This window comes from Burkholderia sp. Bp9031 (assembly GCF_003857965.1).
Classification (GTDB): domain Bacteria; phylum Pseudomonadota; class Gammaproteobacteria; order Burkholderiales; family Burkholderiaceae; genus Burkholderia; species Burkholderia ambifaria_A.
This window is the reverse complement of sequence record NZ_QTPW01000006.1, coordinates 194,213-220,994: the sequence shown is the minus strand read 5'-3', so window position 1 is coordinate 220,994 and position 26,782 is coordinate 194,213. Positions and strand designations below refer to the sequence as shown.

Genomic DNA, 26,782 nt, shown 5'->3' with positions numbered 1-26,782 from the left:
TGGTCCGCTCAGGCGTTTTCCAGCACGATGCCTTCGATGATGTTCGCGACGTCCTCGCACTTGTCGGTGATCTCTTCGAGCAGTTCGTAGATCGCCTTCAGCTTGATGAGCGTCTTCACGTCGTCTTCCTCGCGGAACAGCTTCGACATCGCCGCACGCAGCACACGATCGGCCTCCGACTCCCAGCGGTCGATCTCCTCGCACTGCTTGAGGATCTGCGCCGACTGCTTCATGTCGGACAGCAATCCGACGGCCTGCTGCACGTGTTGCGCCGACTGCGTGACGATGTGCGCGAGTTGGCTCGCCTCCGACGTGACGGACTGCACGTCGTACAGCGACACGGCCGTCGCGACGTCTTCCATCAGGTCGAGGATGTCGTCCATCGTCGTGATCAGCTTGTGGATCTCGTCGCGATCGAGCGGCGTGATGAAGGTCTTGTGCAGCAGATCGATCGCTTCATGCGTCAGCTTGTCAGCGGCCTTCTCGGCGGTCTGCACGTTTTGCTTGTGAATCTCGGCGTCGGCGAGATTGTCGATCAGCAGTTCGAGTTCGCGGCCACCGGAAACGATGTGCTTCGCGTGCGCGTTGAAGAGTTCAAAGAACTTGCCCTCGGTGGGCATGAATCGACCGAACATGGGATTCCTGAGAGATTGTCAAACGACTGTCACGAAAACGGGCGATATTGTACCGGTTTAGGTCGCGACGCGACGCGCGCATATGCGCGCGCCGGGATTGGATACAACGCTTGGTGAAATAAGGGTTTACATCCGGCGCGGAAGCGTTACTCCCCGTAGAAGTTCTGCGCCCCTGCAAAGTTGTCGAACTTCGTGTATTGCCCCAGGAACGTGAGCCGAACGGGACCGATCGGACCGTTACGCTGTTTGCCGATGATGATCTCGGCCGTTCCCTTGTCCGGGCTGTCCGGATTGTAAACCTCGTCGCGATAAATGAACAGGATCACGTCCGCGTCCTGTTCGATTGCGCCCGATTCACGCAAGTCGGACATCACCGGACGCTTGTTCGGACGCTGCTCCAGCCCGCGGTTCAGCTGCGACAGCGCGATCACCGGCACGTCCAGCTCCTTCGCCAGACTCTTCAGCGATCGCGAGATTTCCGAGATTTCGGTCGCGCGGTTCTCGCCCTGCGACGAGCCCGACATCAGCTGCAGGTAGTCGACGATGATCAGGCCGAGCTTGCCGCATTGCCGCGCAAGACGTCGTGCGCGCGAGCGCAACTCCATCGGGTTCAGGCCGCCCGTCTCGTCGATGAAGAGCTGCGCCTCGCTCATCTTCTGCACCGCGTGCGTCAGCTTCGGCCAATCTTCGTCCGTCAGTCGGCCGGTACGCATCCGGTGCTGGTCGAGCCGGCCGATCGAGCCGAGCATACGCATCACGAGCTGCGTACCCGGCATTTCCATCGAGAACACCGCCACGGGCAACCCATACTCGACCGCGACGTATTCGCCGATGTTCATCGAGAACGCCGTCTTACCCATCGACGGACGCCCTGCCACGATGATCAGTTCGCCGCCGTGCATTCCGGACGTCATCCGGTCGAGGTCGACGAAGCCCGTCGGCGTGCCCGTGACGTCGCTCGGGTTCGCGGTGTGATACAGCGTGTCGATTCGCTCGACGACCTGCGTGAGCAGCGGGCCGATCTCGAGGAAGCCCTGGTTGCCGCGCGCGCCCTCTTCGGCGATCGAGAACACTTTCGACTCGGCCTCGTCGAGCAGTTGACGGACTTCCTTGCCCTGCGGATTGAACGCGTCGGCCGAGATTTCATCGGCGACCGACACGAGCCGGCGCAGCACCGCACGGTCGCGCACGATTTCCGCATAGCGGCGGATGTTCGCGGCGCTCGGCGTGTTCTGCGCGAGTGCGTTCAGGTACGCGAGCCCGCCGACGTCGTCGGCCTTGCCGGACGTGGTCAGCGCTTCGTACACGGTCACGACGTCGGCCGGGCGCGTCGACGCGATCAGCCGGCCGATGTGCTCGTAGATGATCCGGTGGTCGTAGCGATAGAAGTCACCCTGCGACAGGAAGTCGGCAATCCGGTCCCATGCCGCGTTGTCGAGCAACAGGCCGCCGAGCACCGACTGCTCGGCTTCGACCGAATGCGGCGGGACTTTCAGCGATTCGATTTGAGGATCTTGCGGCGCGTTCATGGGTTGGGATTATCGCGAATAACCTACGACGATGCTAGAGAGACGGGCGCCGGCGAACAGGCAATAAAAAAGGCAGGCCCCGGTTGCCCGGGCACCTGCCCTTGTCCGGACGGCGGAAGCCGCCCGGAAAGCTTGCGTACGCTTACGCGTGGTCGCCGATCACGTTGATCGTGACGTCGACGACGACGTCCGTGTGCAGCGCGACCTGAACGACGTGCTCGCCGATCATCTTCAGCGGGCCTTCCGGCATGCGAACTTGCAGCTTCTCGACTTCGAAACCTGCCTTCTTCAGCAGTTCCGCGACGTCGCCGTTCGTGACCGAGCCGAACAGACGGCCGTCGACGCCCGACTTCTGCGTGACTTCGAACGATTGGCCGTTCAGCTTCTCGCCGACTGCCTGCGATGCTGCCAGCTTTTCAGCGGCGATCTTTTCGAGTTCAGCGCGGCGAACTTCGAATTCGGCGATCGCTTCCTTCGTTGCACGGCGAGCCTTGCGGTTCGGGATCAGGAAGTTGCGAGCGTAACCGTCCTTGACCTTGACGATATCGCCGAGGTTGCCCAGATTGGCGACTTTTTCCAACAGAATGATTTGCATTCGAATTCTCCTTATTGCGTCGCCTGATTACGCCTTGTGCTGATCGGTGTACGGCAGCAGCGCGAGGAAACGCGCACGCTTGATTGCCGTATCCAGCTGACGCTGATAGTGCGCCTTCGTACCCGTCAGACGAGCCGGCGTGATCTTGCCGTTTTCGCCGATGAAGTCCTTCAGCGTTTCCGTGTCCTTGTAGTCGATCTGCTCGACGCCGGCTGCCGTGAAACGGCAGAACTTCTTGCGCTTGAAGAGCGGGTTTTGTTGCTGACGACGCTTGTCGAATTTCTTACCAGTCGGGCGGGCCATGATTTCAGTCCTTTCCTATGTCCTGCAATGCAGTGATGTGAAACACCAAGGTTCTCGCGTTGCGGCTTTTCTTTGCCAGGAAGCCCGTGAACAGCGTCTCGACGCCCATTTCACGACTTTCCAGCTTGCCGCTCGCCTCACCGGCCGCCACCGCCTCGATCGTCATTTCGACCTGACGGGGAATGCCTGCTTCGACGACTTCCGTGCGGTGATGCAACGTGGCGCTTGCGATCGGAACACCTGCCGGCGTATATCGCACCGGTGCGCGTTCGACGACGCTCGCCGTCAATTGCAACCTGTTCACGTGAGTGGCGCGCTCCTTGGTGGCTTAATAAGTGACTAACTTAAGCCTGCGCTTCGGTCGGCTGAGCTGCAGCCGCCTTCTTGGCTTCTTCGCGCTGAACTTCCTTCATCATCGGCGACGGGCCGGTCTCGGCCTTCTTCATCTTGACGATGAGGTGACGCAGCACGGCGTCGTTGAACTTGAACGCGTGTTCGAGTTCGTCGAGCGTCGTCTGGTCGCACTCGATGTTCATGCAGACGTAGTGAGCCTTCGCGAGTTTCTCGATCATGTAGGCCAGCTGGCGACGGCCCCAGTCTTCGACACGGTGGATCTGGCCGCCGTGCGTCGTGATCGTGGTCTTGTAACGCTCGATCATCGCGGGCACTTGCTCGCTTTGATCGGGGTGCACGATGAATACGATTTCGTAATGACGCATTACACACTCCTTGTGGATTGAAGCCACCCGGGCGTCTGAACCGGTGTGGCAAGTGAGAAGCCGAAGATTTTAACCCGGATACGGGGCGCACGCAACACCGATCGGCAATTTCCGACCGGATTCGGCCATGTTTTCAAAGACTTGAATCGTGCCGACGGTCGAAACGGCCGTCGGCGTGCCCACCCAGAAATCGGGGCTCGAATATCGCGTGCAGATTCCGGGCCGACGACGCGGCCTGCCGTCACTCGCTGCGCGCCTCGCCAAGCCGCGCGTCGAGCGCCGCCCTGAACTCGGCCAGCGCCGACGGCTCGGCGTCGGTCACGGCCCACCAGGTCATCCCGGCCGCCTCCCAGCGATCGAGCGCGTAGCCCTGCGACACGGTCGCGTACGGCGCGGCCTCCCGGCCAACGCCTGCCGGCCGCACGTACACGTCGATCACGTGCTGCCGGTATCGGTACACGAGTACCGCGACGCGACGCCGCCCGACGTAGTCGAGCCGGCCGCCCGCGAGCGGGAAACCGCTCGCCGACAGGTCCTCGACCGGCGGCGCATAGTCGAGCCGGCCGTTGAACCACGGCTTGACCGTATGCCGGTCGGTCGAAATCACGTCGATGTCGCGCGCCGACAGGCCGGCCCGCACGTGGCTCGCGACCAGCTCGTCGACCGCCTGGTCGGTTTCGGCATGGCGGGCCGACAACGTCACCCCCGCCGCCGCAAGCGCAACCACCAGCGCCACGCCCCAGCCGAGCCCGGGCAGCACCGTGATGCGCGGCCCCAGTCCGGCAGACGCCGGGCGAGCCGATACGCCACGTCCGGCCGGCCACGAGAACCAGCGGCGACCGTTCGGCCGAGGCCGAGGCCGCGCCGCTGCGTCAGGCGGCGCTTCCGACGGGGCCGGCCCGCGCTCCTGCGCACCCCGTCCCGCCGGCAGCGCCGCCAGGATGCCCGCGCGCAGCGCATCCGGCGCGCGGTGATAGTCGGCCTGCCGCACGGCCCGCCCCAGCGCGACGATCCGCTCGCGTTCGCGACGGCACGCATCACACCCCTCGACATGCCGCTGGACGCGCAATGCATCGGGCGCCGACAGCTCGCGGTCGACGTCCGCGTCCAGCAACGCTCGCGCTTCGTTACAGTCCATCGATCGCCTCCGATGCGGTTCCGCTTGGCGACGCACGTCCCGGCACGGGTCCGGACGTCGGCGCCTGCACGCCGCCCAGCAGCGCGGCGAGCTTGCGCCGGCCGCGTGCGAGCCGCGACATCACGGTGCCGACCGGTACGTCGGCAATCGCCGCGATCTCGCGGTAGCTCAGGTCCTCCATCTCACGCAGCACCAGCACCTCGCGGTATTCGGGCGGCAGCTTCGCGAGCGCCGCGTTCACGAGCCGCACGTTCTCGCCGCGCAGCAGATGCGCGAGCGGATCCTCGGTCGCCGGCTGCCAGTCGTCGGGCACGTCGGTATCGTCGAGCGTGTCAGGCAGCGCGACTTCGTGCGCATGCGTGCGCCGCCGCCATTCCGTGTACCAGGTGTGGCGCACGATCGTCAGCAGCCACGGCCGCGCGTTATCGCCGCGACACGAATCGACGAAGCGCAGCGCGCGCATGCATGCGTCCTGAACGACGTCGTCCGCATCGCCCGCGTTGCCGCTCAGCCAGCGCGCGAGGTTGTACGCGGCGTCGAGATGCGGCAGCACGAGCGCGCGAAACCGCTCGCCGCGCGCAACCGCGTCGTCCTCTGCCCGCTCGTCGACCGCCTGTCCGGCTTGCCCCACATGGCCTCCCTGGTCCTGGCGGCCAAAGCCGCGCCCGTCTCGCGTCCGTTCCCGCGCCCGATGCCCGGACAGACCGGCAGCGTGCGCACTCGATGACCTTACCGCCGCTGCGTCGAGTTTATTCCCGCACGAAGCCGACGAAGTGCAAAAAATGCCGGGACCTGCCGCGCCCGTTACGGCGTGCTGCTCCAGTAGCCGGGGCGCGCATACGCTTCGCGCAGGTAGTCGATGAAGTAGCGCACGCGCGCGGGCACGTAGCGCTGCTGCGGATAGACCGCGAGGATGTCGTAGTCCGGCAGCGCGTATTCGTCGAGCACCGTCTCGAGTTCGCCCGTCTCGAGCTGCGCGGCGATCTCCCAGGTCGAGCGCCAGCCGAGCCCGAGGCTCTCGGCCACCCAGCGATGCAGCAGCTCGCCGTCGTTGCAGTCGAGATTGCCGGCCACCCGCATCGTCACGATCTTGCCGTGGCGCTGAAAATACCAGCCGCGGTTCTGGCCGCCCTGCAGATTAAACGCGAGACAGTTGTGCCTGAGCAGGTCGTCGAGCGACTTCGGGCGGCCGTGCTTGCGGAAATACTCGGGGGTGCCGCACACGACGCGCCGGTTCGACGCGAGCTTCACCGCGACGAAGTTCGGATCGACCGAGCCGCCGATCCGGATCGACAGGTCGTAGCCTTCTCGCACGAGATCGACGACGCGATCGGTCAGGTTGAACGACAGCTGCATTTCCGGCTTGTCGGCGAGGAACCCAGGCGCATGGGGCGCAACATGCTTGCGGCCGAACGCGGCCGGCGCGGACACGATCAGGTGCCCGCTGACCGCACGCCGCCCGGCGGCCAGCTCGTTCTCGGCCTGGTCCCATTCGGACAGCAGCCCGCGACAGCGCTCGAGGAATGCGGCGCCCTCCTCGCTGACCACCAGCCGCCGCGTCGAGCGGTACATCAGCTTCACGCCGAGGCGCTTCTCGAGCGCGTCGATACGCCGCCCGAGCACCACCGGTGATACGCCCTCCTCGAGCGCCGCCGCCGCGAGGCTGCCCGCGTCCGCGACCCGCACGAACGTCTCGATCTGCTTGAAACGATCCATCTCCCGTCTCCGTCCCGGCTCCGACACCGGCGGGAAGCCCCGTCCGGCCGTCATTCCATACTTTTAGTTTCGAAATAAGCGACTTCGGCTGATCTTATCAAACCTTTCCTGCGTCCCTAAAGTGTTCCCAACAGACCGATTCGCAAGATCCGCACATTCAAGGAGACATTCATGGCCAAGATGAGAGCCGTCGACGCAGCCGTACTCGTGCTCGAGAAGGAAGGCATCCAGACCGCGTTCGGCGTGCCGGGCGCAGCAATCAACCCGTTCTATTCCGCGATGCGCAAGTCGGGCGGCATCAGCCACGTGCTGGCTCGCCACGTCGAAGGCGCGTCGCACATGGCCGAAGGCTTCACGCGTGCCGCACCGGGCAACATCGGCGTGTGCATCGGCACGTCGGGCCCCGCCGGCACCGACATGATCACCGGTCTCTATTCCGCATCGGCCGACTCGATTCCGATCCTCGCGATCACGGGCCAGGCACCGCGTGCGCGCCTGTACAAGGAAGACTTCCAGGCCGTCGACATCGAGTCGATCGCGAAGCCCGTCACCAAGTGGGCCGTCACCGTGCGCGAGCCGGCGCTCGTGCCGCGCGTGTTCCAGCAGGCATTCCACTTGATGCGCTCGGGCCGTCCGGGCCCGGTGCTGGTCGACCTGCCGATCGACGTGCAGCTCGCCGAAATCGAATTCGACATCGACACGTATGAACCGCTGCCGGTCTACAAGCCTGCTGCCACCCGCGCGCAGATCGAGAAGGCGCTCGCGATGCTCAACGACGCGGACAAGCCGCTGATCGTGTCGGGCGGCGGCGTGCTCAACGCGGCAGCCGAAGACCTGCTCGTCCAGTTCGCCGAAACGATCGGCGTGCCGGTGATCCCGACGCTGATGTCGTGGGGCGCGATTGCCGACGACCACCCGCTGATGGCCGGCATGGTCGGCCTGCAGACGTCGCACCGCTACGGCAATGCCACGATGCTCGCGTCCGACTTCGTGCTCGGCATCGGCAACCGCTGGGCGAACCGCCACACGGGCAGCGTCGAGGTCTACACGAAGGGCCGCAAGTTCGTGCACGTCGACATCGAGCCGACGCAGATCGGCCGCGTGTTCGGCCCGGATCTCGGCATCGTGTCCGACGCGAAGGCCGCACTCGAGCTGTTCGTCGCGGTCGCCCAAGAATGGAAGGCTGCCGGCAAGCTGAAGGACCGCAGCGCGTGGGTCGCCGACTGCCAGGCGCGCAAGCGCACGCTGCAGCGCAAGACGCACTTCGACAACGTCCCGGTCAAGCCGCAGCGCGTGTACGAAGAGATGAACAAGGTGTTCGGCCGCGATACGTGCTACGTCAGCACGATCGGCCTGTCGCAGATCGCCGCCGCGCAGTTCCTGCACGTGTTCAAGGCACGCAACTGGATCAACTGCGGCCAGGCCGGCCCGCTCGGCTGGACGATTCCCGCCGCGCTCGGCGTGCGTGCGGCCGACCCGACCCGCCCGATCGTCGCGCTGTCCGGCGACTACGACTTCCAGTTCATGATCGAGGAACTGGCTGCCGGCGCGCAATTCAAGCTGCCATACGTGCACGTCGTCGTGAACAACTCGTACCTCGGGCTGATCCGCCAGGCGCAGCGTGCGTTCGACATGGACTACTGCGTGCAGCTCGCGTTCGACAACGTGAACGCACCGGAGCTGAACGGCTATGGCGTCGATCACGTGGCGGTCGCCGAAGGTCTCGGCTGCAAGGCGCTGCGCGTGTTCAAGCCGGAAGAGATCGAGCCGGCGCTGCGCCAGGCGCAATCGCTCGCTGAAGAGTTCAGCGTGCCGGTGGTCGTCGAAGTGATCCTCGAGCGTGTGACGAACATTTCGATGGGCACCGAAATCGACGCGATCAACGAGTTCGAGGAGCTCGCCGAGAAAGCCGAGCACGCACCGACCGCGATCTCGATGCTCGACTGAAGCGCACGACATTTTTGACTGACCGACCGAAGAGGCTTAGCTCATGCCGAAGTTTGCTGCAAACCTGACCATGCTGTTCAACGAAGTGCCGTTCCTCGACCGCTTCAAGGCGGCCGCGGACGCGGGCTTCGACGCCGTCGAGTTCCTGTTCCCGTACCCGTATGCAAAAGAGGAACTCGCCGAGCGGCTCGAGACGCACCGCCTGCGCCTCGTGCTGCACAACCTGCCCGCCGGCAACTGGGACCAGGGCGAGCGCGGCATCGCGTGCCTGCCCGATCGCGTCGGCGAGTTCCAGGAAGGCGTCGGCCGTGCGATCGAATACGCGAAGGCGCTGAAGGTGCCGCAGCTGAACTGCCTCGTCGGCATCCCGTCGGCGAGCACGGCGCGCGACAAGACCTTCGTCACGATCGTCGACAACCTGCGCTTCGCCGCCGACGCGCTGAAGCGCGAAGGCATCCGCCTGCTCGTCGAGCCGTGCAACAGTTTCGACATCCCGGGCTTCGCGCTGAACCGCTCGTCCGAAGGGCTCGACGTGATCCGCGCGGTCGGCTCGGACAACCTGTTCCTGCAGTACGACATCTATCACATGCAGCGCATGGAAGGCGAACTGGCCGCGACGATCGAACGCAACCTCGCGTCGATCGGCCACGTCCAGCTCGCGGACAACCCGGGCCGCAACGAGCCGGGTACGGGCGAGATCAACTACGCGTTCCTGTTCGCGCTGCTCGACAGGGTCGGCTATGCCGGCTATGTCGGCTGCGAATACAAGCCCCGCACCACCACGACGGAAGGGCTCGGCTGGCTGCAAAGCGTCGCCGGCTGCGCACCGGGCTCGGCGCGCCGCGCCGCCTGAGATCCGCCCTTCCCGCTTTCGCCCCTATAGGAGACTTACACATGGCAACCATCGGTTTCATCGGCCTCGGCATCATGGGCGCGCACATGGCGCGCAACCTGCTCAAGGGCGATCATCAGCTCGTCGTGAACGGTGCGTTCCCGATCCCGGACGACCTGCGCGCGAGCGCGAAGGTCGTCACGAACTCGACCGAAGTCGCGCAGAACGCGGACATCATCATCTCGATGGTGCCGGACACGCCCGACGTGCGTAACGTGCTGTTCGCCGACGACGGCGTCGCAAAGGGCCTGACGGCCGGCAAGCTCGTGATCGACATGAGCTCGATCTCGCCGCTCGACACGCAGGAATTCGCGAAGCAGATCAACGCGCTCGGTTGCGACTACCTCGACGCGCCGGTGTCGGGCGGCGAAGTCGGCGCACGTGAAGCGACGCTGACGATCATGGTCGGCGGCCCGGAACAGGCATTCGAGCGCGCGAAGCCGCTGTTCGAGAAGATGGGCAAGAACATCACGCTCGTCGGCGACAACGGCGCGGGCCAGACCTGCAAGGTCGCGAACCAGATCATCGTCGCGCTGAACATCGAAGCGGTCGGCGAAGCACTGCTGTTCGCCGCACGCTCGGGCGCCGATCCCGAGCGCGTGCGCCAGGCGCTGATGGGCGGCTTCGCCGCATCGCGCATCCTCGAAGTGCACGGCGCGCGCATGACGAAGCGCACGTTCGATCCGGGCTTCCGCATCGAGCTGCACCAGAAGGACCTGAACCTCGCGCTCGACGGCGCACGCAAGCTCGGTCTCGCACTGCCGCACACGGCGAGCGCGCAGCAACTGTTCAGCGTGTGTGCGTCGCACGGCGGCAAGGCATGGGATCACTCGGCGCTCGTGCGTGCGCTCGAGATCATGTCGAACTTCGAAATCGGCCAGACGCCGGCTGCGTAACGCGGATGCCGCGGCGCGCGTTTCGCTGCAACGGCGAACGCGCGCGACGAATGCTCGCGATCCGGCCGCGGCCGATCGCATCGATGCACGAATACACGTGCATCACGGTGGGGCGTCCCGCCACGCATCGCTGAACGCGTGCGCGACGGGGCGAAAAACGCCGCTCTGGGCTGAGAGCGGCGTGGTGGGGTCCGCAGCGGCACCCGGCGGCGCCGGGGAAGCCTTGGTCGGTCAGACGTCGTCGTCGGGTGTCCGCCTGTCGGATTTCGCGTATTACATTTCTTTACGTTCACGCGTACGATTTTTCATGCAATCGTCGTGATGAACGCCTACACTTTCGCCACGCCTTTCGAGAAATCCGCCGCGCTTGCGCTCACTCCGGTGACCGCGCCCAGCGCGGTGTTTTTTTCGCCACTTCACGGCGCGTTTTCTTTTCAACCACCTAGGGAGTGCAGCGATGGGTCTTCTTTCGTTTATCAAAGAGGCGGGTGAAAAACTGCTGGGTCACGCTGACGCACAAGCGGCGGAAGATCCGAATGCCGCGAACCAGACCGCGGCCGACGCGATCAAGAACTACATCAGCACGCAAGGTCTCGACACGTCGAACCTGACCGTCGCGTTCGACGGCGCGTCGCGCACGGTCACGCTATCGGGCAGCGTCGCCGACCTCGACACGAAGGCGAAGGTCAAGGTCGCGGCCGGCAACGTGCAAGGCGTCGCGGGCGTGAACGACGACGACCTTCAGCCGGACGATCCGGAAATTCAGTACCACGACGTGAAGCCGGGCGACACGCTGTCGGCGATCGCCAAGGAAGTGTATGGCGACGCGAACAAGTATCCGGCGATCTTCGAGGCGAACAAGCCGATGCTGTCGAGCCCGGACCGGATCTACCCGGGCCAGAAGCTCGTGATTCCGCCGCAGTCCTGAGCAATCGCGCAGTAACTGACGCAAAAAAAGGCAGGCCATCGGCCTGCCTTTTTCATGCGCGCCGCGTGCTGCCCGATCGGCGGCCGTCGGTCACAGCATGTCGAATGCGCGTTGCAGCGCATCGCGCCCGTGAATGCCGTTCGCGAGCGCCAGCATCAGCAGCACGCGCGCCTTGAACGGACTCAGCGACCCGGCGCTCACGAAACCGAGCGCATCGTCGTTCGCGGCGCCGTTGCGCATCACGTGCCCCGAGCCGACGCGCGACGCGCGCACCACGGCAACGCCCGCGTTCACCGCATCGGCGAGCGCGGCCTGCAGCGTCGCATGGATCGACCCGTTGCCGGTGCCCGCGACGACGAGGCCGCGCACGCCGGCCGCGACGAGTGCATCGACGGCCGTGCGAGTCACGCCCGCATAGCTCGCGACGACTTCGACCGGCGGCCATGCCGCGGCGATCGCCAGATGCGCATCGCGCGAGCGCGTCACGCGGCGCGCGAATTCGACGCGGCCGTCCTGCACCCAGCCGAGCGCGCCCAGCTCCGGCGACTGGAATGCGTCGACTGCGTAGGTGCTCGTCTTCAGGACGTCGCGGGCGCCGTGGATCCGGTTGTTGAACGCGACGAGCACACCCTGCCCGCGCGCGGCCGGGTGAGCGGCGACCGTCACCGCGTTGAGCAGGTTCAGCGGGCCGTCGGACGACAGCGCGGTAGCCGGCCGCATCGCGGCTGTCAGCACGACCGGCTTGTCGCCGGTCACGACCAGATGCAGCGCGTACGCCGTTTCCTCGAGCGTGTCGGTACCGTGGGTGATCACGATGCCGTCGATCGCCGGATCGGCCATCAGCGCGTCGATGCGCGCGGCGAGCGTATTCCACAGCGGCAGCGCGAGATCCTTGCTGTCGATGCTGGCGACCTGCTCGGCGTCGATGCGCGCGACCGACGCGAGCGCCGGCACCGCGTCGAGCAGGAAATTGACGCCGAGCGCGCCGGCCTGGTAGCCGGCCGTGCTGGCGGCGTCCGGCGCGGCGCCGGCGATCGTGCCGCCGGTGGCGAGTACGGCGATGCGCGGCAGGGCCGTCGCGGACGAAGGGGATGCGGGGTTCGGAGTATTCATGGCCGCGATTGTAATGGCTCGCGGCCGGCATCCGGTAGGTTCTGCATGCATGGCGGGCCGGACGCCGAGCGTCATGGTTTGTCCCGAGCACCGGCGCGCGCACGCACCGTCAACGGCTGCGCGGCCCGCCGCGTTATAGAAAGGCCGTTCTGGTGTTTTCACATTGATTTGCCATAATCGGAGCGCGCGGCGCGATGCGGCCCTGTTGCCGTTGCGCCGGGCTTCGTGACGGCGTCGATATAAAACGCAATTCACCCCATGGGAGTGTCGAAATGAAAATCCAATCGCTCGTAGCCGCAGTGCTTCTCGGCGGCATGCTGGCGTCCCCCGCTTTCGCGGCGAACAGCCAGCAGGACAAGATGAAGGCCTGTAACACCCAGGCCGCCGGCAAGACGGGCGACGAACGCAAGGCGTTCATGAAGGACTGCCTGTCGGCCAAGCCCGCGAAGAAGATGACGCAGCAGGAAAAGATGAAGGCCTGCAACACCCAGGCCGCCGACAAGAAGGGCGACGACCGCAAGGCATTCATGAAGAGCTGCCTGAGCAACCAGCCGGCCGCCTGAGTTCCCGCGCTCCCGCACGAATGCCGCGCACCGCTTTGGCGGGCGCGGCATTTTTGTTTTCGTTGCACGCGCATCGACGCAGGCGATGACGCCGGATACGCCACCGAACCGCCGGACGGCCGGTTCCACACCGCCGCCCCGATACATGCCGCCGTCCTCCCGCCCCGCTTTCCGGGCGCGCCGTGCGAATGCCGCCACATGGTGCGGCAATTCGCCGCGATTTCTTCTATGATGGCTGCAACGCGGCCCATCCAAGTACAAGAAGCGCCATCGGGCCGCCCTCGAGACGGACGCGCACGCCGCGTCAAACGGAGGCATGGATGGCATGGAGACAACACCGCTGGTTCCGCCGCTGGCTGATCGTGATCGTGTTCTGGGCCGTGCCCGTCGCGATCGTCGCCGTGCGCGAGATCCGCGAGGAAATGGCGTACAACAAGGCCGACCTGCAGCTCGCGCTGACCACTTGGCAGCTCACCGACGCGCAGCAGGCCGCGGGCGCCGCCGCGAAGTGCCACGGGGATCCTGACGCGGCACGCGCGGCCGGCTGCCCCGCCGACGTGCTGGCCGCCAACGCGGCTCGCCAACAGGCAGCCCGCGACGAATACGTGGTGCGCCGCAATACGCTCGCCGGTTACCTGTGGCACGCGTTCGTCGGCTACTGGGTCGTGCCGGCCGCGTTCCTGTTCGCGTGCGGTGTCGTGATCGCGCTGATCCGCCGCGCATTGCGGCGCCCGCCGATCAAGCCGCCCACCCCGCCGGCACCGCCCGTCACGCACTGACGCGCGCCGCCGCGCCTGGTTCCCGTTTTTCCTGCCCACCGTCGGCCGCGCGACGCGTCGATGTGCGCGCGCCGATTCGTCCGTTGGCACGCCGCGACATCCTCCAGATGATTTGACGCTTTTTCACGCGCCGACGAAATGGGGTTGTAATCCGCTGTGATATAACTGCCGACGTGACCCGCTCCTGAGCGAGACTCACTCCGAACATCATCCGCTGGAGAAGAACGATGCAAAAACGGAATCTTGTGCTGAAAGCCGCCGCTGCGCTGATCGTCGGCAGCCTTGCGCTCACCGGCTGCACCACCACCCCTGACAAGCCCGACAACGCGGCGACCAACGCGTCGAAGCGTCAGGCGATCGATGCGAGTGTCGATGCCACGCTGTCGCGCCTGTATTCCACGGTCAAGGGTTCGCGTGAACTCGTCGCGAAATCGCGCGGCGTGCTGGTCTTCCCGGACGTGATCCAGGCCGGCTTCATCGTCGGCGGCCAGACCGGCAACGGCGCACTGCGCGTCGGCGGCAGCACGGTCGGCTACTACAACACGTCGTCGCTGTCGGTCGGCCTGCAGGCCGGCGCGCAGTCGAAGGCGATCGTGTTCCTGTTCATGACGCAGGAAGCGCTCGACGAATTCCGCGGCTCGGACGGCTGGGCCGCCGGCGCCGGCGCCTCGGTCGCACTCGTGAAGATGGGCGCGAACGGTGCGGTCGATACGACCACGGCCACCGCACCGGTCCAGGTCATCGTGCTGACCAACGCCGGCCTGATGGGCGACGTGTCGATCAACGGCACGAAGGTCACGAAGCTGAAGATCTGACGCTGCGGCGTTCTCGCCCGTGCGCGCCGCGCGCGGGCGACATGCAAACGGCGATGCCCTCGCGGACATCGCCGTTTTTTTATCCGCGTACCTGGTGCATCAGGGCATCAGGTCGTCGAGTCGATCACCTTGAAGCGCGAGCGCTTCTGCGCGCGGATCAGCGACTGGTACACGTCGACGTACTGCTGCGCCATCCGCCGCGACGTGAAACGCTCCTCGAAGCGCTGCCGCACGCGTGCGCGCGGCAGCAGGTGCAGCCGGTTCACGGCTGCGACCGCACTGATCTCGTCCTCGACGATGAAGCCCGACACGCCCTCGTCCAGCACTTCCGGCACCGCGCCGCGATTGAACGCGATCACCGGCGTGCCGCACGACATCGCCTCGATCATCACCAGCCCGAACGGCTCCGGCCAATCGATCGGAAACAGCAGCGCATGCGCGCCCGACAGGAATTCGGCCTTCTGGTGATCGGCGATCTCGCCGATGTATTCGACGTGCGGCAGCGCGAAAAGCGGCTTGATCTCCCGTTCGAAGTATTCCTGGTCGGCCGCGTCGATCTTCGCGGCGATCCGGATCGGCAGCCCGCACTGGCGCGCGATGCGAATCGCCGTGTCGACCCGCTTCTCCGGCGAGATGCGGCCGAGAAACGCGAGATAGCGCGGCTCGACGGGCTGCGGCAGGTACAGCGTATCGGGCAGCCCGTGGTAGACGGTCGTCAGCCATTTCGCCTGCGGCAGCGGCTGGCGCTGCGAATTCGAGATCGAGATCACCGGCGCGGTGTTGAACGTGTCGAACACCGGTTGCTGTTCGGGCAGGTCGAGCCGGCCGTGCAGCGTCGTCACGAATGGCGTTTCCTGTCGGTTGAAGACAGAAAACGAGTAGTAGTCCATGTGGAAATGGAGCACGTCGAAGTCCTTCGCGCGGCGCGCGACCGTCTCCATCAGCAGCATGTGCGGTGCGACACGGTCGCGGATCGACGAGTCGAGCCGCAGCGCGCGCGGCCACACCGGTTCGAGCTTCGCCCGGGTCGTCGAATCGCCGCTGGCGAACAGCGTCACGTCATGGCCGAGGTCGACGAGCGCCTCGGTAATGTAGGACACGACGCGCTCCGTGCCGCCGTACAGCTTTGGCGGTACGGATTCGGTCAGCGGGGCGATCTGAGCAATTCTCATGGTCCACGTCTCCTGTGTCCTCGTTCGGCCGGCAGGGGGCTCGTCCACTTCCGGCTGCGGGCAGCGCGCCGGCAGGTTATCCCATTATTATTCGCGATCCCGATGCCCGGAAGCGCGGCTCTTTCATTTTATGGGGGTTGTTACAGACAGGATACATTCGTCTCGGGCCCGCCCGCACCGCTTCGGTGCAGCTTGACCGGCGCAGCGGGCGACCGACGGCGTGTCTCTACCGGCAGGCCGCACGCCCGCCGCCCTGCCCGTCAGCGCGACGGCCACTTCCACGGCGGCAGGTCGCGCGTGTCCGCATCGACGAGCACGGTCGCGCCGAGTTGCTTGTCGAGCACCAGCGACTCGCAGCCGGCCTCGCGTTCGAGCGTCGCGATGAGCCGCGCCGCATGCGATACGACCAGCACCTGCGAACGCTGCGCGGCCTGCGCGATCAGCCGGCCAAGCGCCGGCAGCAGATCGGGGTGCAGGCTCGTCTCCGGTTCGTTCAGCACCATCAGCGCGGGCGGTCGCGGCGTCAGCAGCGCGGCCGCGAGCAGCAGGTAGCGCAGCGTACCGTCCGACAGCTCGGCGGCCGACAGCGGCCGCAGCAGCCCCGGCTGGCGCATCAGCACGTCGAAGCGGCCGCGGCCGCCCGGATTGTCGATGTCGATCGACGCCCCGGGGAATGCGTCGTCGATCGCCGCATCGAGCGCGGCGGCGTCGCCGATCTCGCGGATCGTCTGCAGTGCGGCCGCCAAGTCGGCGCCGTCGTCCGCGAGCACCGGCGTATGGGTGCCGATGTGCGACTGCCGGGCCGGCGCCTGCGCGTCGGTCCGGAAGTGATCGTAGAAACGCCACGAGCGGATCCGCTCGCGCACCGCGATCATCTCCGGCGCGCCGACCGGATCGGCGAACTCGGTCATCATGCTGTCGAAACTCGCGACCGGCTGCGGTACCGTGTGCCAGTCGCCCGCACCGGTGCGGGTGCGGATCTGCGCGCCCTGCCGGTCGACCAGCAGCGTCGACGGGCGCAGCAGCGCGCCGCCCCAGATGCATTCGCGCTTCACGACGGGATCGAGTGCGAACTGCGACCGGCTCGGGGTCGGCAAGCCGAGATCGATCGCATAGCCGAAATCGTCGCCCGCGAAACCGAGCTTGAGACTCACGGGGCCGCTGCGCACCGTGCCGGTCACCGGCGTGTCGCCGCTCAGCATCGAGCGAGAAAAGCGCTCGGGGCCGGCCCACAGCGTCGACGGCAGCCCGCCTTCGCGCGCGAGCGACGGAATCACACGCCCCTGCGCGGTGTCGGCCAGCAGCCGCAGCGCGCGGTACACGCTCGACTTGCCGCTGCCGTTCGGCCCCGTGACGACGGTAAGCGCCGCGAGCGGCACGATCAGCTCGCGCAGCGAGCGGTAGTTGGCAACGGCGAGTGTCTTCAGCGCGGTCATGGAGGGAATGTCGGCAGCTATCGCAACCAGGGGCGCGCGTTCAGCGGCCTTCGGTGGCCTTCGGATCGGCCGCGGTGTTGGCCGCCGTGCTGGCGGCGGGCGGCCGCGCATGCGGCCGCTCGGGATTCGGCTCGCCCGGCGCCGATTCGTGCGGATACAACTCCATCCGGCTGCGCGGCAGGCATTGCGGAAAACGCGCCTGCAGATACGCGATCAAGCCCTCGCGCACGCGGCAGCGCAGGTCCCAGCACGCCGACGAATCGACCGCGCTCACGAGCGCGCGCAACTGCATCGCGCGCTCGGTCGCGTCGGTCACCTGCAGCACCTGCACGCGGCCGTCCCACTCGGGCGCCGCATGGACGAGCCGCGCGAGCTCCTCGCGCAGCGGCGCAAGCGGCGTGCGGTAGTCGACCGACAGGTAGACCGTGCCGATGATCTCCGAGCTGCTGCGCGTCCAGTTCGTGAACGGGTTTTCGATGATCCACTGCAACGGAACGACCAGCCGGCGCTGGTCCCACAGCCGCACCGACACGAACGAGCCGGTGATTTCCTCGATGCGGCCCCACTCGCCCTGGATCACGACGACGTCGTCGAGCCGGATCGGCTGCGTGAGCGCGATCTGCAGCCCCGCGATCAGGTTGCCGAGCACCGGGCGCGCGGCGATACCGGCAACCAGCCCCGCGACGCCGGCTGACGCCAGCAGGCTCGCGCCGATCTGGCGCACGTTCGGGAACGTCATCAGCGCGGCGCCCGTGCCGATGATCACGATGAGTACCATCACGGTACGCACGAGCACCTTGGCCTGCGTGTGGACGCGCCGCGCGTGGAGGTTGTCGGCCGCATCCATCGGATGGGCCTGGATGATCGCATCGCCGACCCCGGCCGCGAGCCGCACCAGCAGCCAGGTCAGCGACACGATGGAGCCGACCGCGGCCGCAGTACGCATTCCGCGTACGAACGACATGCCGTCGTCCGCCTGGACCCACAGGAATTCCAGCGCGAGCAGCCCGAGCGTGACGAGCGACGGTTTGTCGATGCAGCGCAGGATCACGCTCATCAGCGGATACGGCTGCGCGATCCGCTTGACGATGCGTGCACCGAGACGATGCACGATCACGACGACGAGTACGACGATAGCCGACACGCACAGCGTGCCGAGCCACGAATGCAACGGCGCATCGGCGATGCGCTGCAGTTCCTCGATTGAAATCATCGGCGCCCGGGATGCTTCTGTTATGAGGCGCAGCGGCCTCGTCCTGGATGCGTCGGCGACGTCCGGGCGGCGCATGCGCCCGAACCCGGCGTCAGATCAGTTGCCGCTTCTGCAGGGAAACGCCTTGCCGAGACCGAGCGACACCGCGGTGCTCGCGTTGTAGTCGGCCAGCTTCGGGTTCTCCGCGATGTACTTGCGCACCGCATCGGTCATCTGCTGCGCCCGGATGTCGGGCGGCAGGCAGAAATACTGCCCGACGCGCGGCCCGGTCGTGCCGCCGATCGCGTCGATGGTGTTGTAGACGCCATCGGCGGCGCCTTCGATGTAGGCCGCGCACGACGCCCGCGACTTGACGTCAGTCTTCGCGCACAGCCGGTCGAGATCCGCGCCCGTGAAAGCCGCCGCCGACAACGGCACGGCAAACGCCGCGGCACAAAACATAGCCCGCAACATGGTGTTCCTTATGTCAATGCGACGCGAGGCCGCTCACTGCGCTGACCGGCGCGGCGGGCCGGACGCCCGCTGCCGGCCGGCTTCCGGCCGGCCGGGCGCGCTCCGCCACCGCGCCGAAAACCGTCATTTTGCACTCTTTTGAGCATCTGCCGGCGCCGATGCGCCGACGCGCACCGTCCGCTTGCTCAGGATATCGATCGCGTCCGGCGCCTTGTAGTGCTTCGCGAACTCGAGTGCGGTGATGCCGAGCTGGTTCTTCACCTGCGGATCGGCGCCCTGATCGAGCAGCAGGTTGACCGTCGTCGCATGGTTGCCGCGGGCGGCCATCATCAGCGGCGTCGTGCCGTTCGGCGACGCCGTGTCGATATAGGCGTCATGGTCGAGCAAGACCTTGACGACCGCGTCCTGGCCGTTGGTGGCCGCGTAGTGCAGCGGCGCCCAGCCCTTCTTGCTGACTTCAGCGCCCTTGTCGATCAGCAACTTGACGAGCCCGACGTCGCCGTTCAGCGATGCGAGCATCAGCGCGTTCTCGCCGGCCTTGTCTTCCTTCTCGAGGTCGACGTTCGGCGTCGTGGCGAGCGCCGCCGCGACCTTGTCGGATTTCTCGCGTGCGGCGATCACGAGCAGCGGGTCGCCGTTCGGCGCGAGCGTGTTCGGATCGAGCTTGCCGCTCTTCAACTGCTTGCCGATGTCGTCGATGTCGTCGAACTTGACCGCCTTGACGATCGCGTCGAGCGACTCGGCATGCGCGCCGGCAGCGGCAATGAGGCTGCTCGCGACGAGCGCGGCGGCGACGAGTGCGCGCTTGGGCAGGTATGTGGTCGGCTTCGTCATTGTTGTGGGCTCCTTCCCTGGGTTGTCGGCTGGACGCGCGTCGTTAGCGGGCGATCTTGAACAGCCGGAAAAAGTTCTGCGTCGTCGCATCGGCCAGCGCCTCGACGGCGATCCCGCGCTCGGATGCGATAAAGCGTCCGACATGGCTGACGTACGCAGGTTCATTCGGCTTGCCGCGATACGGCACCGGCGCGAGGTACGGCGAGTCGGTCTCGATCAGCAGCCGGTCGAGCGGCACGCGCCGCGCGACGTCCTGCACGTCGGTCGCGTTCTTGAACGTGACGATGCCCGACAGCGAGATATGGAAGTTCTGCGCGAGCGCCTGCTCGGCGACCGGCCACGGCTCCGTGAAGCAGTGCATCACGCCGCCCGGCACGTCGGCGCGCTCCTCGGCCATGATCCGCAGCGTGTCCTCCGACGATGAGCGCGTATGGATGATCAGCGGCTTCATCGTCGCGGTCGCCGCACGGATATGCGTGCGAAAGCGCTCGCGCTGCCATTCCATGTCGGCGATCGAGCGGCCTTCGAGGCGGTAGTAGTCGAGGCCCGTCTCGCCGATCGCGACGACCTTCGGGTGCGCGGCCAGCTCGACCAGTTCCGCGAGCGTCGGCTCCCGGGCGTCCTCGTGATCCGGATGCACGCCGACCGACGCATAGACGTTGTCGTGCGCCTGTGCGATCGCGAGCACGTCGGGCAGCGTCTCGAAGTCGACCGATACACACAGCGCGTGCGTGACGTCGTGCTCGCGCATGTTCTCCAGCACGGCTGGCAGGCGGTCGGCGAGACCCTTGAAATTGATGTGACAGTGAGAATCGACGAACATCGTGTTTCCTGAATTCGTAAGACGAGTGCTATGCGCTCGCCGGCAATCGTTGCCCCGCCGGAAGGAAACAATACGCGCTCACGCGAACATTTCCCGATAACCGAGAAACAGTTCCTCAAACACGAGCCGGGCATTGAGCGGATGGTTCTCGACGGTCCGCTGGCGTGTCACGGCTTTCATGAAGCGCGCGAACGCATTCGCGTCGACGGCTTGCGCGCAGCGCGCGAGCGCGCCCGCCTGCATCGGGAAGTAGCGCGGCGCGCCCGCCATCCGCTGCGCGAGCAGATCGTACAGCCAGCGCTGCAGCCAGCCGAGCACCAGCGGCACCGGCAGTTTCTGCAGCGTCTCGCCGCAGGCGAACGGATCGCACGCCGCGCCGGCCGCGAGCTGGCCAAGCGTGAAATCGCGCAGCGGACGGTTCTCGTCGCTCGCGAGCGCCAGCGCGGCAAGCGGCGCGCCGCCGGCTTCGGCGAGCAGCGCGCGCGCATCGTCGACACCCTGCGTCGCAAGCCACGCCGCGGCCGCGTCGGGCGCGGGCACGGTCATCGGCCACTGCCGGCAGCGGCTGATGATGGTCGGCAGCAGCCGGTCGATGCGTGCCGACACCAGCAGGAACACGACGCCGGACGGCGGCTCCTCCAGCGTCTTCAGCAGCGCGTTCGACGCGGCGACGTTCAGCGCCTCGGCCGGATACAGCACGACGACGCGCGCGCCGCCGCGGTGCGAACCGACCCCGCAGAAGTCGAGCAACGCACGCACCTGCTCGATCTTGATCTCCTTGCTCGGCGCGCGCGTCTTCTTGCCGCCGTCGTCCGCGTCGGCCGGCTTCGCGTCGTCGGCCGCGCCCGGCGCTTCGCCCGCGAGCGCCTCGGGCAGCACGATCCGGTAGTCCGGATGGTTGCCCTGCGCGAACCACGTGCAGGCCGCGCAAGTGCCGCACGGCTCGCCGTTCGACTGCGGCGCTTCGCACAGGAAGCCCTGCGCGAGATGCTGCGCGAACTGCAGCTTGCCGATCCCGGCCTGGCCATGCAGCAGCAGCGCATGCGGCCATTGCGGGCGCAGTTGCTGCAAGCGATTCCAGTCGTCGGTCTGCCACGGGTAGATCATTGGTGCTTTCCTTCGTGTTACAGCGCGGCGAGCACGCGTTCGAGCTGCTGACGGATCTCGGGAATCGACTGCGTCGCGTCGACGATCGCGAAGCGGTGCGGCGCCTCTTCCGCGCGCCGCAGATATTCGCCGCGGGTGCGCGAGAAAAACGCGTCCGACTCGCTTTCGAACTTGTCGGGCATGCGCGCGGCGCCGCGACGCTCGCTCGCCACCTGCGGCGCGACGTCGAACAGCACCGTCAGGTCGGGCTGGAACCCGCCCTGCACCCACCGCTCGAGCGTCTCGAGCTTGTCGCGCGGCAGCCCGCGACCGCCGCCCTGGTACGCGAACGTCGCGTCGGTGAAGCGATCGGACACGACCCAGTCGCCGCGTGCGAGCGCGGGCTCGATCACGAGCGCGAGGTGCTCGCGGCGCGCGGCGAACATCAGCAGCGCTTCGGTCTCGAGATCCATCGGCTGGTTCAGCAGGATCTCGCGCAGCTTCTCGCCGAGCTGCGTACCGCCCGGCTCGCGGGTGACGACGACCTGCCGGCCGGCCGCGGCCAGCTTACTCTGAAGGCGTTCGCAGAACCATTGCAGGTGGGTGGTCTTCCCCGCCCCGTCGATGCCTTCGAACGTGATGAATTTACCGCTCGCCATTATTGACCTCGTATGTACTTGTCCACGGCCTTGTTATGATCGCCGAGCGTGTCCGAGAATACGCTCGTGCCGTCGCCCTTCGCGACGAAATAGAGCGCGCTCGTCGGGGCCGGATTGATCGCCGCTTGCAGCGAGGCGACGCCCGGCAGGGCGATCGGCGTCGGCGGCAGCCCACGGCGCGTATAGGTATTGTAAGGAGTGTCGGCCTGCAGGTCGCGCTTGCGCAGGCGGCCGTCGTACGCGTCGCCGAGGCCGTAGATCACCGACGGATCGGTTTGCAGCGGCATCCCGATGCGCAGCCGGTTCGCGAATACCGCAGCGACGAACGCGCGGTCGGCCGCATGGCCCGTTTCCTTTTCGACGATCGACGCAATCGTCAGCGCTTCGTAAGGCGACTTGTACGGCAGCCCCGGCGCGCGTGCGGCCCACGCTTCGTCGAGACGCGTCTGCATCAGGTGGTACGCGCGCCGGTAGATGTTCAGGTCGCTCGTGCCCTTGTCGAACAGGTAGGTATCCGGGAAGAACAGCCCCTCGCCGCTGCCGCGCTGGATCGCGCTGTCCGACGCGCCGATCGCGCGCAGCAGCTCGGCGTCGCTCATGCCGGCCGTTGCATGCGCGAGGTCGGGATTGCCGTCGAGTTCCGCGCGCATCCGTTTGAAGGTCCAGCCTTCGATCACGGTGGCGACGTACTCGTTCACGTCGCCGCGGGCGATCTTCTGCAGCACGTCGTACGGCGTGACGCCGGTCTTGAATTCGTAGTTGCCGGACTTGAGCCGGCTCGACAGCCCGAGCAGGCGCGTCATCGCGACGAAACCGAACGGCTCGATCGGCACGCCGCCGCGCTTGAGCTGCAGCGCGACGCTCTTCACGCTGCTGCGCGGCTTGATCGTGACGTCGAGCGACGCAGCGCCCAGCAGCAGCGGCCGGGTTGCCCAGTAATACCCGCCGCCCGCGCCGGCAGCGGCCACAACGACGGCCAGCGCCACGACCGTCGCGGCGCATTTCTTCAGTAGGGACATGGAAACGTGACTCAGGTAAGACCCATATAATACTTGCTCGCCTTCGTCAAAGTCAGGGTTGACTGTTCCCTCATTCCATGAGCACACCGTTCGCTTCACCGGCCGCCCAGGCCGCATCCGTCTCGCTCCCCGTTTTCCCCCGCGCGTCCGCCGCCGATTTCGACGCGCCGGGCGCCTGCATGCCGCTTGCGCAGTTCGGCGTGATCGACGTGGCCGGCGACGACGCCGCGACGTTCCTGCACAGCCAGCTCACCAACGACATCGAACATCTCGACGCCGCGAGTGCGCGCCTGTCCGGCTACTGCTCGGCGAAGGGCCGCCTGCTCGCGTCGTTCCTCGCCTGGCGCGCCGGTCACGGCGTGCGCCTGCTGGTCTCGAAGGATGTCCAGGCCGCCGTGCAGAAACGGTTGTCGATGTTCGTGCTGCGCGCGAAGGCGAAGCTGACGGACGCGAGCGACACGCTCGCGGTGGTCGGCTTCGCGGGCGACGTGCGCGACGCGCTGTCGGGGATCTTCGATGCGCTGCCGGACGGCGTGCACGTGAAGGTCGACGGCCCGTCCGGCGCGCTGATCCGCGTGCCGGACGCGGCCGGCCGCAAGCGCTACCTGTGGATCGGGCCGCGCGCGGAAGTCGACGCGCGTCTCGCCGCGCTCGCCGGCACGCTGCCGGTCGTGTCGCCGGCCGTCTGGGACTGGCTCGACGTGCGCGCGGGCGAGCCGCGCATCACGCAGCCGGCCGTCGAACAGTTCGTGCCGCAGATGGTCAACTTCGACGTGATCGGCGCCGTTAACTTCAGGAAGGGGTGCTACCCGGGCCAGGAAGTCGTCGCGCGCAGCCAGTACCGCGGCACGATCAAGCGCCGCACCGCGCTCGCGCACGTCGCCGGCGAGACCGACACCGTGCATGCCGGCGTCGAGCTGTTCCACAGCGACGACCCGGGTCAGCCGTGTGGCATGATCGTCAACGCGGCGGCCGCGCCCGCGGGCGGCGTCGACGCGCTCGTCGAGATCAAGCTGGCCGCGCTCGACAACGGCACGGTGCACCTCGGTTCGGCCGACGGTCCGGCGCTCGCGTTCGACGCGCTGCCGTACGCGTGGCCGACCGAAGCGTGACGCACTGACAACCTGTTCGCACGCCGGCCCGCAGATGGCGGCCGGCGCGCGATGTTTCCTGCGAGAGATTCGCCCGATGTGTCTGATTGCCTTCGACTGGCAGCCTGATGCCGCCGCCGGTCCTGTCTTTACCCTGACCGCCAACCGCGACGAATTCTTTCGCCGTACGAGTGCGCCGCTTTCGTGGTGGGAGGACGTGCCGGGCGTGCTGGCCGGCCGCGATCTCGAAGCGGGCGGCACGTGGCTCGGCGTGTCGCGCGACGGCCGCTTCGCGGCGCTGACCAATTACCGCGCGCCGTTCGACATTCGCGCGGGCGCGCCGACCCGCGGCAAGCTCGTGTCCGATTTCCTCCGCGGCCCGTCCGTCGCGCCGCTCGATTACCTCGGCGAACTGGCCGAGCATGCGGCCGTGTACAACGGCTTCAACCTGCTGGTCGGCGACTGGAAGCGGCGCGAGCTCGCATGGTTCTGCAACCGCGCGGCCGAAGGCGAAACCAGTGTCGCCGCGCCGGTCGCGATCGTCGCCGGCGTGCATGCGCTGTCGAACGCGCGGCTCGATACGCCTTGGCCGAAAGTCGTGCGCAAGCGCGCGGAGCTCGGCACGCTGCTGACCGACAACCCGACCCCGTCGCTTGACGAACTGATCGAGCTGATGCGCGATCCGCATGTCGCGGACGACGACGCGCTGCCGCACACCGGCATTCCGATCGAGCGCGAGCGTGCGCTGTCGGCTGCGTTCATCGAGACGCCGGAATACGGTACGCGCGGCACGACCGCGCTGCGCGTGACGATGAAGGAAGGCGTGCGGCTGACGGTCGACATCAAGGAACGCTGCGACGACGACGGCTCGCACCGCACCGTTCGCCCGGGCACGTTCGAGCGCACGTTCACGTTCGACATCGACGCGACGCAGCCGCGCTGAACCTGCGCGTGCGGCGCTAGGGCGCGCGCGCCATCTCGACGTGCGGCACGCCCACTTCGACGAACGGATCGCCGATCGTCGTGAAGCCGTGCCGCACATAGAACGACACCGCGGCATCCAGCGCGTAGAGCCGCACGACCGGCTCGCCGCGGTGCCGCGCCGCATCCAGCAGCGCGTGCAGCACGGCCGATCCGGCGCCCTGCCCGCGCGCGTCGGCCAGCACCGCGACGCGACCGATCGTGCCGGAGCGCAACAGCCGCCCCGTCGCGACCGCGCGGCGTGTGCCGGTCGCCGCGTCGACCCGGTAGGCCACCGCGTGCAGCGACAACGGATCCTCGTCGTCGAGCTCCCATTCCGGCGGAATCCGCTGCTCGCGCACGAACACCGCATCGCGAATGCGCGCGGCATCGCCGCCCAGCACCGTCCAGTCGCCCGTTTCCACCCAGCCGTCGGTCATCGCTTCCTCCGCGCGGCGTCGGGCGCCGCCATCGTCAAACGTCGTCGAATGCGGCCCTGAGCGCCGCCACCGCGTCGGCATGCGCGGCCCGCACCTCGGGCACATAGCCGCCCATCTTGAAGAACTCGTGGATCATCCCCGGATAGCAGGCGAGCGTGACCGTGTTGCCGGCCGCACGCAGCTTGTCCGCATACGCGGCGCCCTCGTCGCTCAGCGGATCGTATTCGGCCGTCGCGATCCATGCCGGTGCGACACCGGCGAACGACGGTGCATCGCGCCTGCCGTCGAGCGGCGCGAAACGCCAGTCGTCGCGATCGGACCGATCGCGCACGTATTGCGTGAAGAACCACTGGATCGTGTCCTGCGTCAGCAGGTAGCCGTTCGCGAGGCGCGCGTGCGATTCGGTGTCCTGGTGGCCCGTCACGCCCGGATAGATCAGCATCTGCAGCGCAAGATCGATGCCCGCGTCGCGCGCGAGCACCGCGCAGACGGTCGCGAGCGTGCCGCCCGCGCTGTCGCCGCCGACCGCGAGCCGCGTCGCGTCGATGCCGAACGCGGCGGCCTCGCGATGCAGCCAGCGCAATGCGTCGTCGGCGTCGTTCACCGCGGTCGGAAACTTGTGTTCGGGCGCGAGCCGGTAGTCGACCGACAGCACCGCGCACTGTGCATCGCGCGCGAACATCCGGCACAGCGCGTCGTGCGTGTCGACGCTGCCGACCGTGAAGCCGCCGCCATGGTAATAGACGAGCGCCGGCAGCGGCTCGGCGAGGCTCGGTTCGACCGGCACGTACAGCCGCGCGCCGATCATGCGGCCGTCGCGCGTCGGCACGACGCAGGCCTCGACCGAATGCATCGGCGCGGGCGCGACGTCGAGGATCGGCGCGCTCTTCTCGTACGCGGCGCGCGCCTGCTGCGGCGTCTGGTGGTGATAGGACGGACGTTTCGCGCGCTCGACCATGTCGAGCACCTGGGCGATCTTCGGATTCAGCGGCATCGGTGAGGACGGCGCGTGCGGCGCCGCGAGCGGA

Annotated in this window: 30 protein-coding genes; 9 read left to right on the top strand and 21 right to left on the bottom strand. The window is 67.1% G+C overall.

From position 1 onward, the window contains the following. Positions 1-8: 8 nt before the first annotated feature. The 9 genes from DIE15_RS10845 to DIE15_RS10805 form a co-directional block, all read right to left on the bottom strand. Entirely contained in the window at positions 9-635 is a 627-nt protein-coding gene (locus DIE15_RS10845) for a DUF47 domain-containing protein (RefSeq protein WP_044847234.1), read from the bottom strand. 146 nt (positions 636-781) lie between these two features. Further along, positions 782-2,164 carry a replicative DNA helicase gene (locus DIE15_RS10840; RefSeq protein ID WP_044847233.1) on the bottom strand — a complete coding sequence of 461 codons (1,383 nt, stop codon included), beginning with the start codon at positions 2,162-2,164 and terminating at the stop codon, positions 782-784. A gap of 142 nt (positions 2,165-2,306) precedes the next feature. Next, complete coding sequence (rplI, locus tag DIE15_RS10835) at positions 2,307-2,759, bottom strand: 50S ribosomal protein L9 (RefSeq protein ID WP_057925295.1); 453 nt, start codon at positions 2,757-2,759, stop codon at positions 2,307-2,309. Between the two features lie 27 nt (positions 2,760-2,786). Then, entirely contained in the window at positions 2,787-3,062 is a 276-nt protein-coding gene (gene rpsR, locus DIE15_RS10830; protein ID WP_004193360.1) for a 30S ribosomal protein S18, read from the bottom strand. Positions 3,063-3,066: 4 nt separating this feature from the next. Further along, positions 3,067-3,366 carry a primosomal replication protein N gene (gene priB / locus DIE15_RS10825; RefSeq protein WP_006486250.1) on the bottom strand — a complete coding sequence of 100 codons (300 nt, stop codon included), beginning with the start codon at positions 3,364-3,366 and terminating at the stop codon, positions 3,067-3,069. 40 nt (positions 3,367-3,406) lie between these two features. Next, complete coding sequence (gene rpsF / locus DIE15_RS10820) at positions 3,407-3,781, bottom strand: 30S ribosomal protein S6 (protein WP_006755436.1); 375 nt, start codon at positions 3,779-3,781, stop codon at positions 3,407-3,409. 241 nt (positions 3,782-4,022) lie between these two features. Further along, on the bottom strand, positions 4,023-4,919 hold the full coding sequence (locus tag DIE15_RS10815) for an anti-sigma factor (RefSeq protein WP_124833187.1): 897 nt from the start codon (positions 4,917-4,919) through the stop codon (positions 4,023-4,025). Beyond that, a complete protein-coding gene (locus DIE15_RS10810; RefSeq protein WP_057925297.1) occupies positions 4,909-5,550 on the bottom strand; it encodes an RNA polymerase sigma factor in 642 nt (213 codons plus the stop codon). The genes DIE15_RS10815 and DIE15_RS10810 overlap by 11 nt, the downstream gene beginning before the upstream one ends. 173 nt (positions 5,551-5,723) lie before the next feature. Beyond that, positions 5,724-6,635, bottom strand: a complete 912-nt coding sequence (locus DIE15_RS10805; RefSeq protein ID WP_057925298.1) for a LysR family transcriptional regulator — start codon at positions 6,633-6,635, stop codon at positions 5,724-5,726. A gap of 171 nt (positions 6,636-6,806) precedes the next feature. Here DIE15_RS10805 and gcl point away from each other — a divergent pair, with 171 nt between their 5' ends. From gcl to lysM, 4 genes are all read left to right on the top strand, one after another. Then, on the top strand, positions 6,807-8,582 hold the full coding sequence (gcl, locus tag DIE15_RS10800) for a glyoxylate carboligase (protein WP_124833186.1): 1,776 nt from the start codon (positions 6,807-6,809) through the stop codon (positions 8,580-8,582). Between the two features lie 43 nt (positions 8,583-8,625). Then, a complete protein-coding gene (gene hyi, locus DIE15_RS10795; RefSeq protein ID WP_124833185.1) occupies positions 8,626-9,435 on the top strand; it encodes a hydroxypyruvate isomerase in 810 nt (269 codons plus the stop codon). Between the two features lie 26 nt (positions 9,436-9,461). Next, positions 9,462-10,370 carry a 2-hydroxy-3-oxopropionate reductase gene (locus tag DIE15_RS10790; protein ID WP_260428227.1) on the top strand — a complete coding sequence of 303 codons (909 nt, stop codon included), beginning with the start codon at positions 9,462-9,464 and terminating at the stop codon, positions 10,368-10,370. Between the two features lie 457 nt (positions 10,371-10,827). Next, a complete protein-coding gene (gene lysM / locus DIE15_RS10785; RefSeq protein ID WP_124833183.1) occupies positions 10,828-11,298 on the top strand; it encodes a peptidoglycan-binding protein LysM in 471 nt (156 codons plus the stop codon). A gap of 90 nt (positions 11,299-11,388) precedes the next feature. Here lysM and DIE15_RS10780 read toward each other — a convergent pair whose 3' ends face one another. Next, positions 11,389-12,411: an asparaginase gene (locus DIE15_RS10780; protein WP_057925302.1), complete on the bottom strand. Its 1,023-nt coding sequence runs from the start codon at positions 12,409-12,411 to the stop codon at positions 11,389-11,391. 272 nt (positions 12,412-12,683) lie between these two features. Between DIE15_RS10780 and DIE15_RS10775 the strand changes: the two genes are divergently transcribed. From DIE15_RS10775 to DIE15_RS10765, 3 genes are all read left to right on the top strand, one after another. Beyond that, positions 12,684-12,974, top strand: coding sequence for a PsiF family protein (locus DIE15_RS10775; protein WP_057925303.1), 291 nt, complete (start codon positions 12,684-12,686; stop codon positions 12,972-12,974). Positions 12,975-13,294: 320 nt separating this feature from the next. Continuing rightward, entirely contained in the window at positions 13,295-13,753 is a 459-nt protein-coding gene (locus tag DIE15_RS10770) for a hypothetical protein (RefSeq protein ID WP_124833182.1), read from the top strand. Between the two features lie 227 nt (positions 13,754-13,980). Then, on the top strand, positions 13,981-14,568 hold the full coding sequence (locus DIE15_RS10765) for a YSC84-related protein (protein WP_057925305.1): 588 nt from the start codon (positions 13,981-13,983) through the stop codon (positions 14,566-14,568). Positions 14,569-14,675: 107 nt separating this feature from the next. Here DIE15_RS10765 and DIE15_RS10760 read toward each other — a convergent pair whose 3' ends face one another. From DIE15_RS10760 to mltG, 9 genes are all read right to left on the bottom strand, one after another. Then, positions 14,676-15,740 (bottom strand): glycosyltransferase family 4 protein, encoded by a 1,065-nt coding sequence (locus DIE15_RS10760; protein ID WP_124833181.1) that lies wholly within the window; start codon positions 15,738-15,740, stop codon positions 14,676-14,678. Between the two features lie 260 nt (positions 15,741-16,000). Further along, a complete protein-coding gene (locus tag DIE15_RS10755) occupies positions 16,001-17,176 on the bottom strand; it encodes an AAA family ATPase (RefSeq protein ID WP_124833180.1) in 1,176 nt (391 codons plus the stop codon). Between the two features lie 40 nt (positions 17,177-17,216). Then, positions 17,217-18,389, bottom strand: coding sequence for a mechanosensitive ion channel family protein (locus DIE15_RS10750; RefSeq protein WP_124833179.1), 1,173 nt, complete (start codon positions 18,387-18,389; stop codon positions 17,217-17,219). Positions 18,390-18,485: 96 nt separating this feature from the next. Beyond that, complete coding sequence (locus DIE15_RS10740) at positions 18,486-18,842, bottom strand: Rap1a/Tai family immunity protein (protein WP_006485939.1); 357 nt, start codon at positions 18,840-18,842, stop codon at positions 18,486-18,488. Positions 18,843-18,965: 123 nt separating this feature from the next. Continuing rightward, complete coding sequence (locus DIE15_RS10735; RefSeq protein WP_124833177.1) at positions 18,966-19,676, bottom strand: ankyrin repeat domain-containing protein; 711 nt, start codon at positions 19,674-19,676, stop codon at positions 18,966-18,968. A 43-nt stretch (positions 19,677-19,719) separates the two neighbouring features. Then, positions 19,720-20,499 (bottom strand): TatD family hydrolase, encoded by a 780-nt coding sequence (locus DIE15_RS10730; protein WP_014896836.1) that lies wholly within the window; start codon positions 20,497-20,499, stop codon positions 19,720-19,722. Positions 20,500-20,577: 78 nt separating this feature from the next. Then, positions 20,578-21,606, bottom strand: coding sequence for a DNA polymerase III subunit delta' (locus DIE15_RS10725; protein ID WP_057925310.1), 1,029 nt, complete (start codon positions 21,604-21,606; stop codon positions 20,578-20,580). Between the two features lie 17 nt (positions 21,607-21,623). Beyond that, positions 21,624-22,244 carry a dTMP kinase gene (gene tmk, locus DIE15_RS10720; protein WP_124833176.1) on the bottom strand — a complete coding sequence of 207 codons (621 nt, stop codon included), beginning with the start codon at positions 22,242-22,244 and terminating at the stop codon, positions 21,624-21,626. Further along, a complete protein-coding gene (mltG, locus tag DIE15_RS10715) occupies positions 22,244-23,263 on the bottom strand; it encodes an endolytic transglycosylase MltG (RefSeq protein WP_057925312.1) in 1,020 nt (339 codons plus the stop codon). The genes tmk and mltG overlap by 1 nt, the downstream gene beginning before the upstream one ends. Before the next feature lie 77 nt (positions 23,264-23,340). On the opposite strand from mltG, the gene DIE15_RS10710 reads away from it, so the two are divergent. Both DIE15_RS10710 and DIE15_RS10705 read left to right on the top strand, forming a co-directional pair. Beyond that, the gene (locus DIE15_RS10710) at positions 23,341-24,375 is read left to right on the top strand and encodes a folate-binding protein YgfZ (protein WP_124833175.1); all 1,035 of its coding nucleotides are present in this window, start codon (positions 23,341-23,343) and stop codon (positions 24,373-24,375) included. A gap of 76 nt (positions 24,376-24,451) precedes the next feature. Then, positions 24,452-25,297, top strand: a complete 846-nt coding sequence (locus tag DIE15_RS10705; RefSeq protein ID WP_124833174.1) for an NRDE family protein — start codon at positions 24,452-24,454, stop codon at positions 25,295-25,297. Between the two features lie 16 nt (positions 25,298-25,313). Here the strand turns inward: DIE15_RS10705 and DIE15_RS10700 are convergent, their stop codons facing one another. Both DIE15_RS10700 and DIE15_RS10695 read right to left on the bottom strand, forming a co-directional pair. Beyond that, complete coding sequence (locus DIE15_RS10700; protein ID WP_057925315.1) at positions 25,314-25,754, bottom strand: GNAT family N-acetyltransferase; 441 nt, start codon at positions 25,752-25,754, stop codon at positions 25,314-25,316. Positions 25,755-25,788: 34 nt separating this feature from the next. Then, a complete protein-coding gene (locus DIE15_RS10695; protein ID WP_124833173.1) occupies positions 25,789-26,748 on the bottom strand; it encodes an alpha/beta hydrolase in 960 nt (319 codons plus the stop codon). Positions 26,749-26,782 lie beyond the last annotated feature (34 nt).

Excerpts from the sequence above, each read along its gene's own strand:
- DIE15_RS10775 (WP_057925303.1), top strand. The coding sequence starts at position 12,684 with ATGAAAATCCAATCGCTCGTAGCCGCAGTGCTTCTCGGCGGCATGCTG.
- DIE15_RS10805 (WP_057925298.1), bottom strand. The coding sequence starts at position 6,635 with ATGGATCGTTTCAAGCAGATCGAGACGTTCGTGCGGGTCGCGGACGCG.
- DIE15_RS10725 (WP_057925310.1), bottom strand. The coding sequence starts at position 21,606 with ATGATCTACCCGTGGCAGACCGACGACTGGAATCGCTTGCAGCAACTG.
- DIE15_RS10735 (WP_124833177.1), bottom strand. The coding sequence starts at position 19,676 with ATGACGAAGCCGACCACATACCTGCCCAAGCGCGCACTCGTCGCCGCC.
- DIE15_RS10760 (WP_124833181.1), bottom strand. The coding sequence starts at position 15,740 with ATGAGAATTGCTCAGATCGCCCCGCTGACCGAATCCGTACCGCCAAAG.
- DIE15_RS10700 (WP_057925315.1), bottom strand. The coding sequence starts at position 25,754 with ATGACCGACGGCTGGGTGGAAACGGGCGACTGGACGGTGCTGGGCGGC.
- DIE15_RS10770 (WP_124833182.1), top strand. The coding sequence starts at position 13,295 with ATGGCATGGAGACAACACCGCTGGTTCCGCCGCTGGCTGATCGTGATC.
- rplI (WP_057925295.1), bottom strand. The coding sequence starts at position 2,759 with ATGCAAATCATTCTGTTGGAAAAAGTCGCCAATCTGGGCAACCTCGGC.
- tmk (WP_124833176.1), bottom strand. The coding sequence starts at position 22,244 with ATGGCGAGCGGTAAATTCATCACGTTCGAAGGCATCGACGGGGCGGGG.
- DIE15_RS10750 (WP_124833179.1), bottom strand. The coding sequence starts at position 18,389 with ATGATTTCAATCGAGGAACTGCAGCGCATCGCCGATGCGCCGTTGCAT.
- DIE15_RS10840 (WP_044847233.1), bottom strand. The coding sequence starts at position 2,164 with ATGAACGCGCCGCAAGATCCTCAAATCGAATCGCTGAAAGTCCCGCCG.
- DIE15_RS10695 (WP_124833173.1), bottom strand. The coding sequence starts at position 26,748 with ATGCCGCTGAATCCGAAGATCGCCCAGGTGCTCGACATGGTCGAGCGC.
- hyi (WP_124833185.1), top strand. The coding sequence starts at position 8,626 with ATGCCGAAGTTTGCTGCAAACCTGACCATGCTGTTCAACGAAGTGCCG.
- DIE15_RS10710 (WP_124833175.1), top strand. The coding sequence starts at position 23,341 with ATGAGCACACCGTTCGCTTCACCGGCCGCCCAGGCCGCATCCGTCTCG.
- DIE15_RS10845 (WP_044847234.1), bottom strand. The coding sequence starts at position 635 with ATGTTCGGTCGATTCATGCCCACCGAGGGCAAGTTCTTTGAACTCTTC.
- gcl (WP_124833186.1), top strand. The coding sequence starts at position 6,807 with ATGGCCAAGATGAGAGCCGTCGACGCAGCCGTACTCGTGCTCGAGAAG.
- rpsF (WP_006755436.1), bottom strand. The coding sequence starts at position 3,781 with ATGCGTCATTACGAAATCGTATTCATCGTGCACCCCGATCAAAGCGAG.
- rpsR (WP_004193360.1), bottom strand. The coding sequence starts at position 3,062 with ATGGCCCGCCCGACTGGTAAGAAATTCGACAAGCGTCGTCAGCAACAA.
- mltG (WP_057925312.1), bottom strand. The coding sequence starts at position 23,263 with ATGTCCCTACTGAAGAAATGCGCCGCGACGGTCGTGGCGCTGGCCGTC.
- DIE15_RS10815 (WP_124833187.1), bottom strand. The coding sequence starts at position 4,919 with ATGGACTGTAACGAAGCGCGAGCGTTGCTGGACGCGGACGTCGACCGC.
- lysM (WP_124833183.1), top strand. The coding sequence starts at position 10,828 with ATGGGTCTTCTTTCGTTTATCAAAGAGGCGGGTGAAAAACTGCTGGGT.
- DIE15_RS10780 (WP_057925302.1), bottom strand. The coding sequence starts at position 12,411 with ATGAATACTCCGAACCCCGCATCCCCTTCGTCCGCGACGGCCCTGCCG.
- DIE15_RS10755 (WP_124833180.1), bottom strand. The coding sequence starts at position 17,176 with ATGACCGCGCTGAAGACACTCGCCGTTGCCAACTACCGCTCGCTGCGC.
- DIE15_RS10740 (WP_006485939.1), bottom strand. The coding sequence starts at position 18,842 with ATGTTGCGGGCTATGTTTTGTGCCGCGGCGTTTGCCGTGCCGTTGTCG.
- DIE15_RS10765 (WP_057925305.1), top strand. The coding sequence starts at position 13,981 with ATGCAAAAACGGAATCTTGTGCTGAAAGCCGCCGCTGCGCTGATCGTC.
- DIE15_RS10730 (WP_014896836.1), bottom strand. The coding sequence starts at position 20,499 with ATGTTCGTCGATTCTCACTGTCACATCAATTTCAAGGGTCTCGCCGAC.
- DIE15_RS10705 (WP_124833174.1), top strand. The coding sequence starts at position 24,452 with ATGTGTCTGATTGCCTTCGACTGGCAGCCTGATGCCGCCGCCGGTCCT.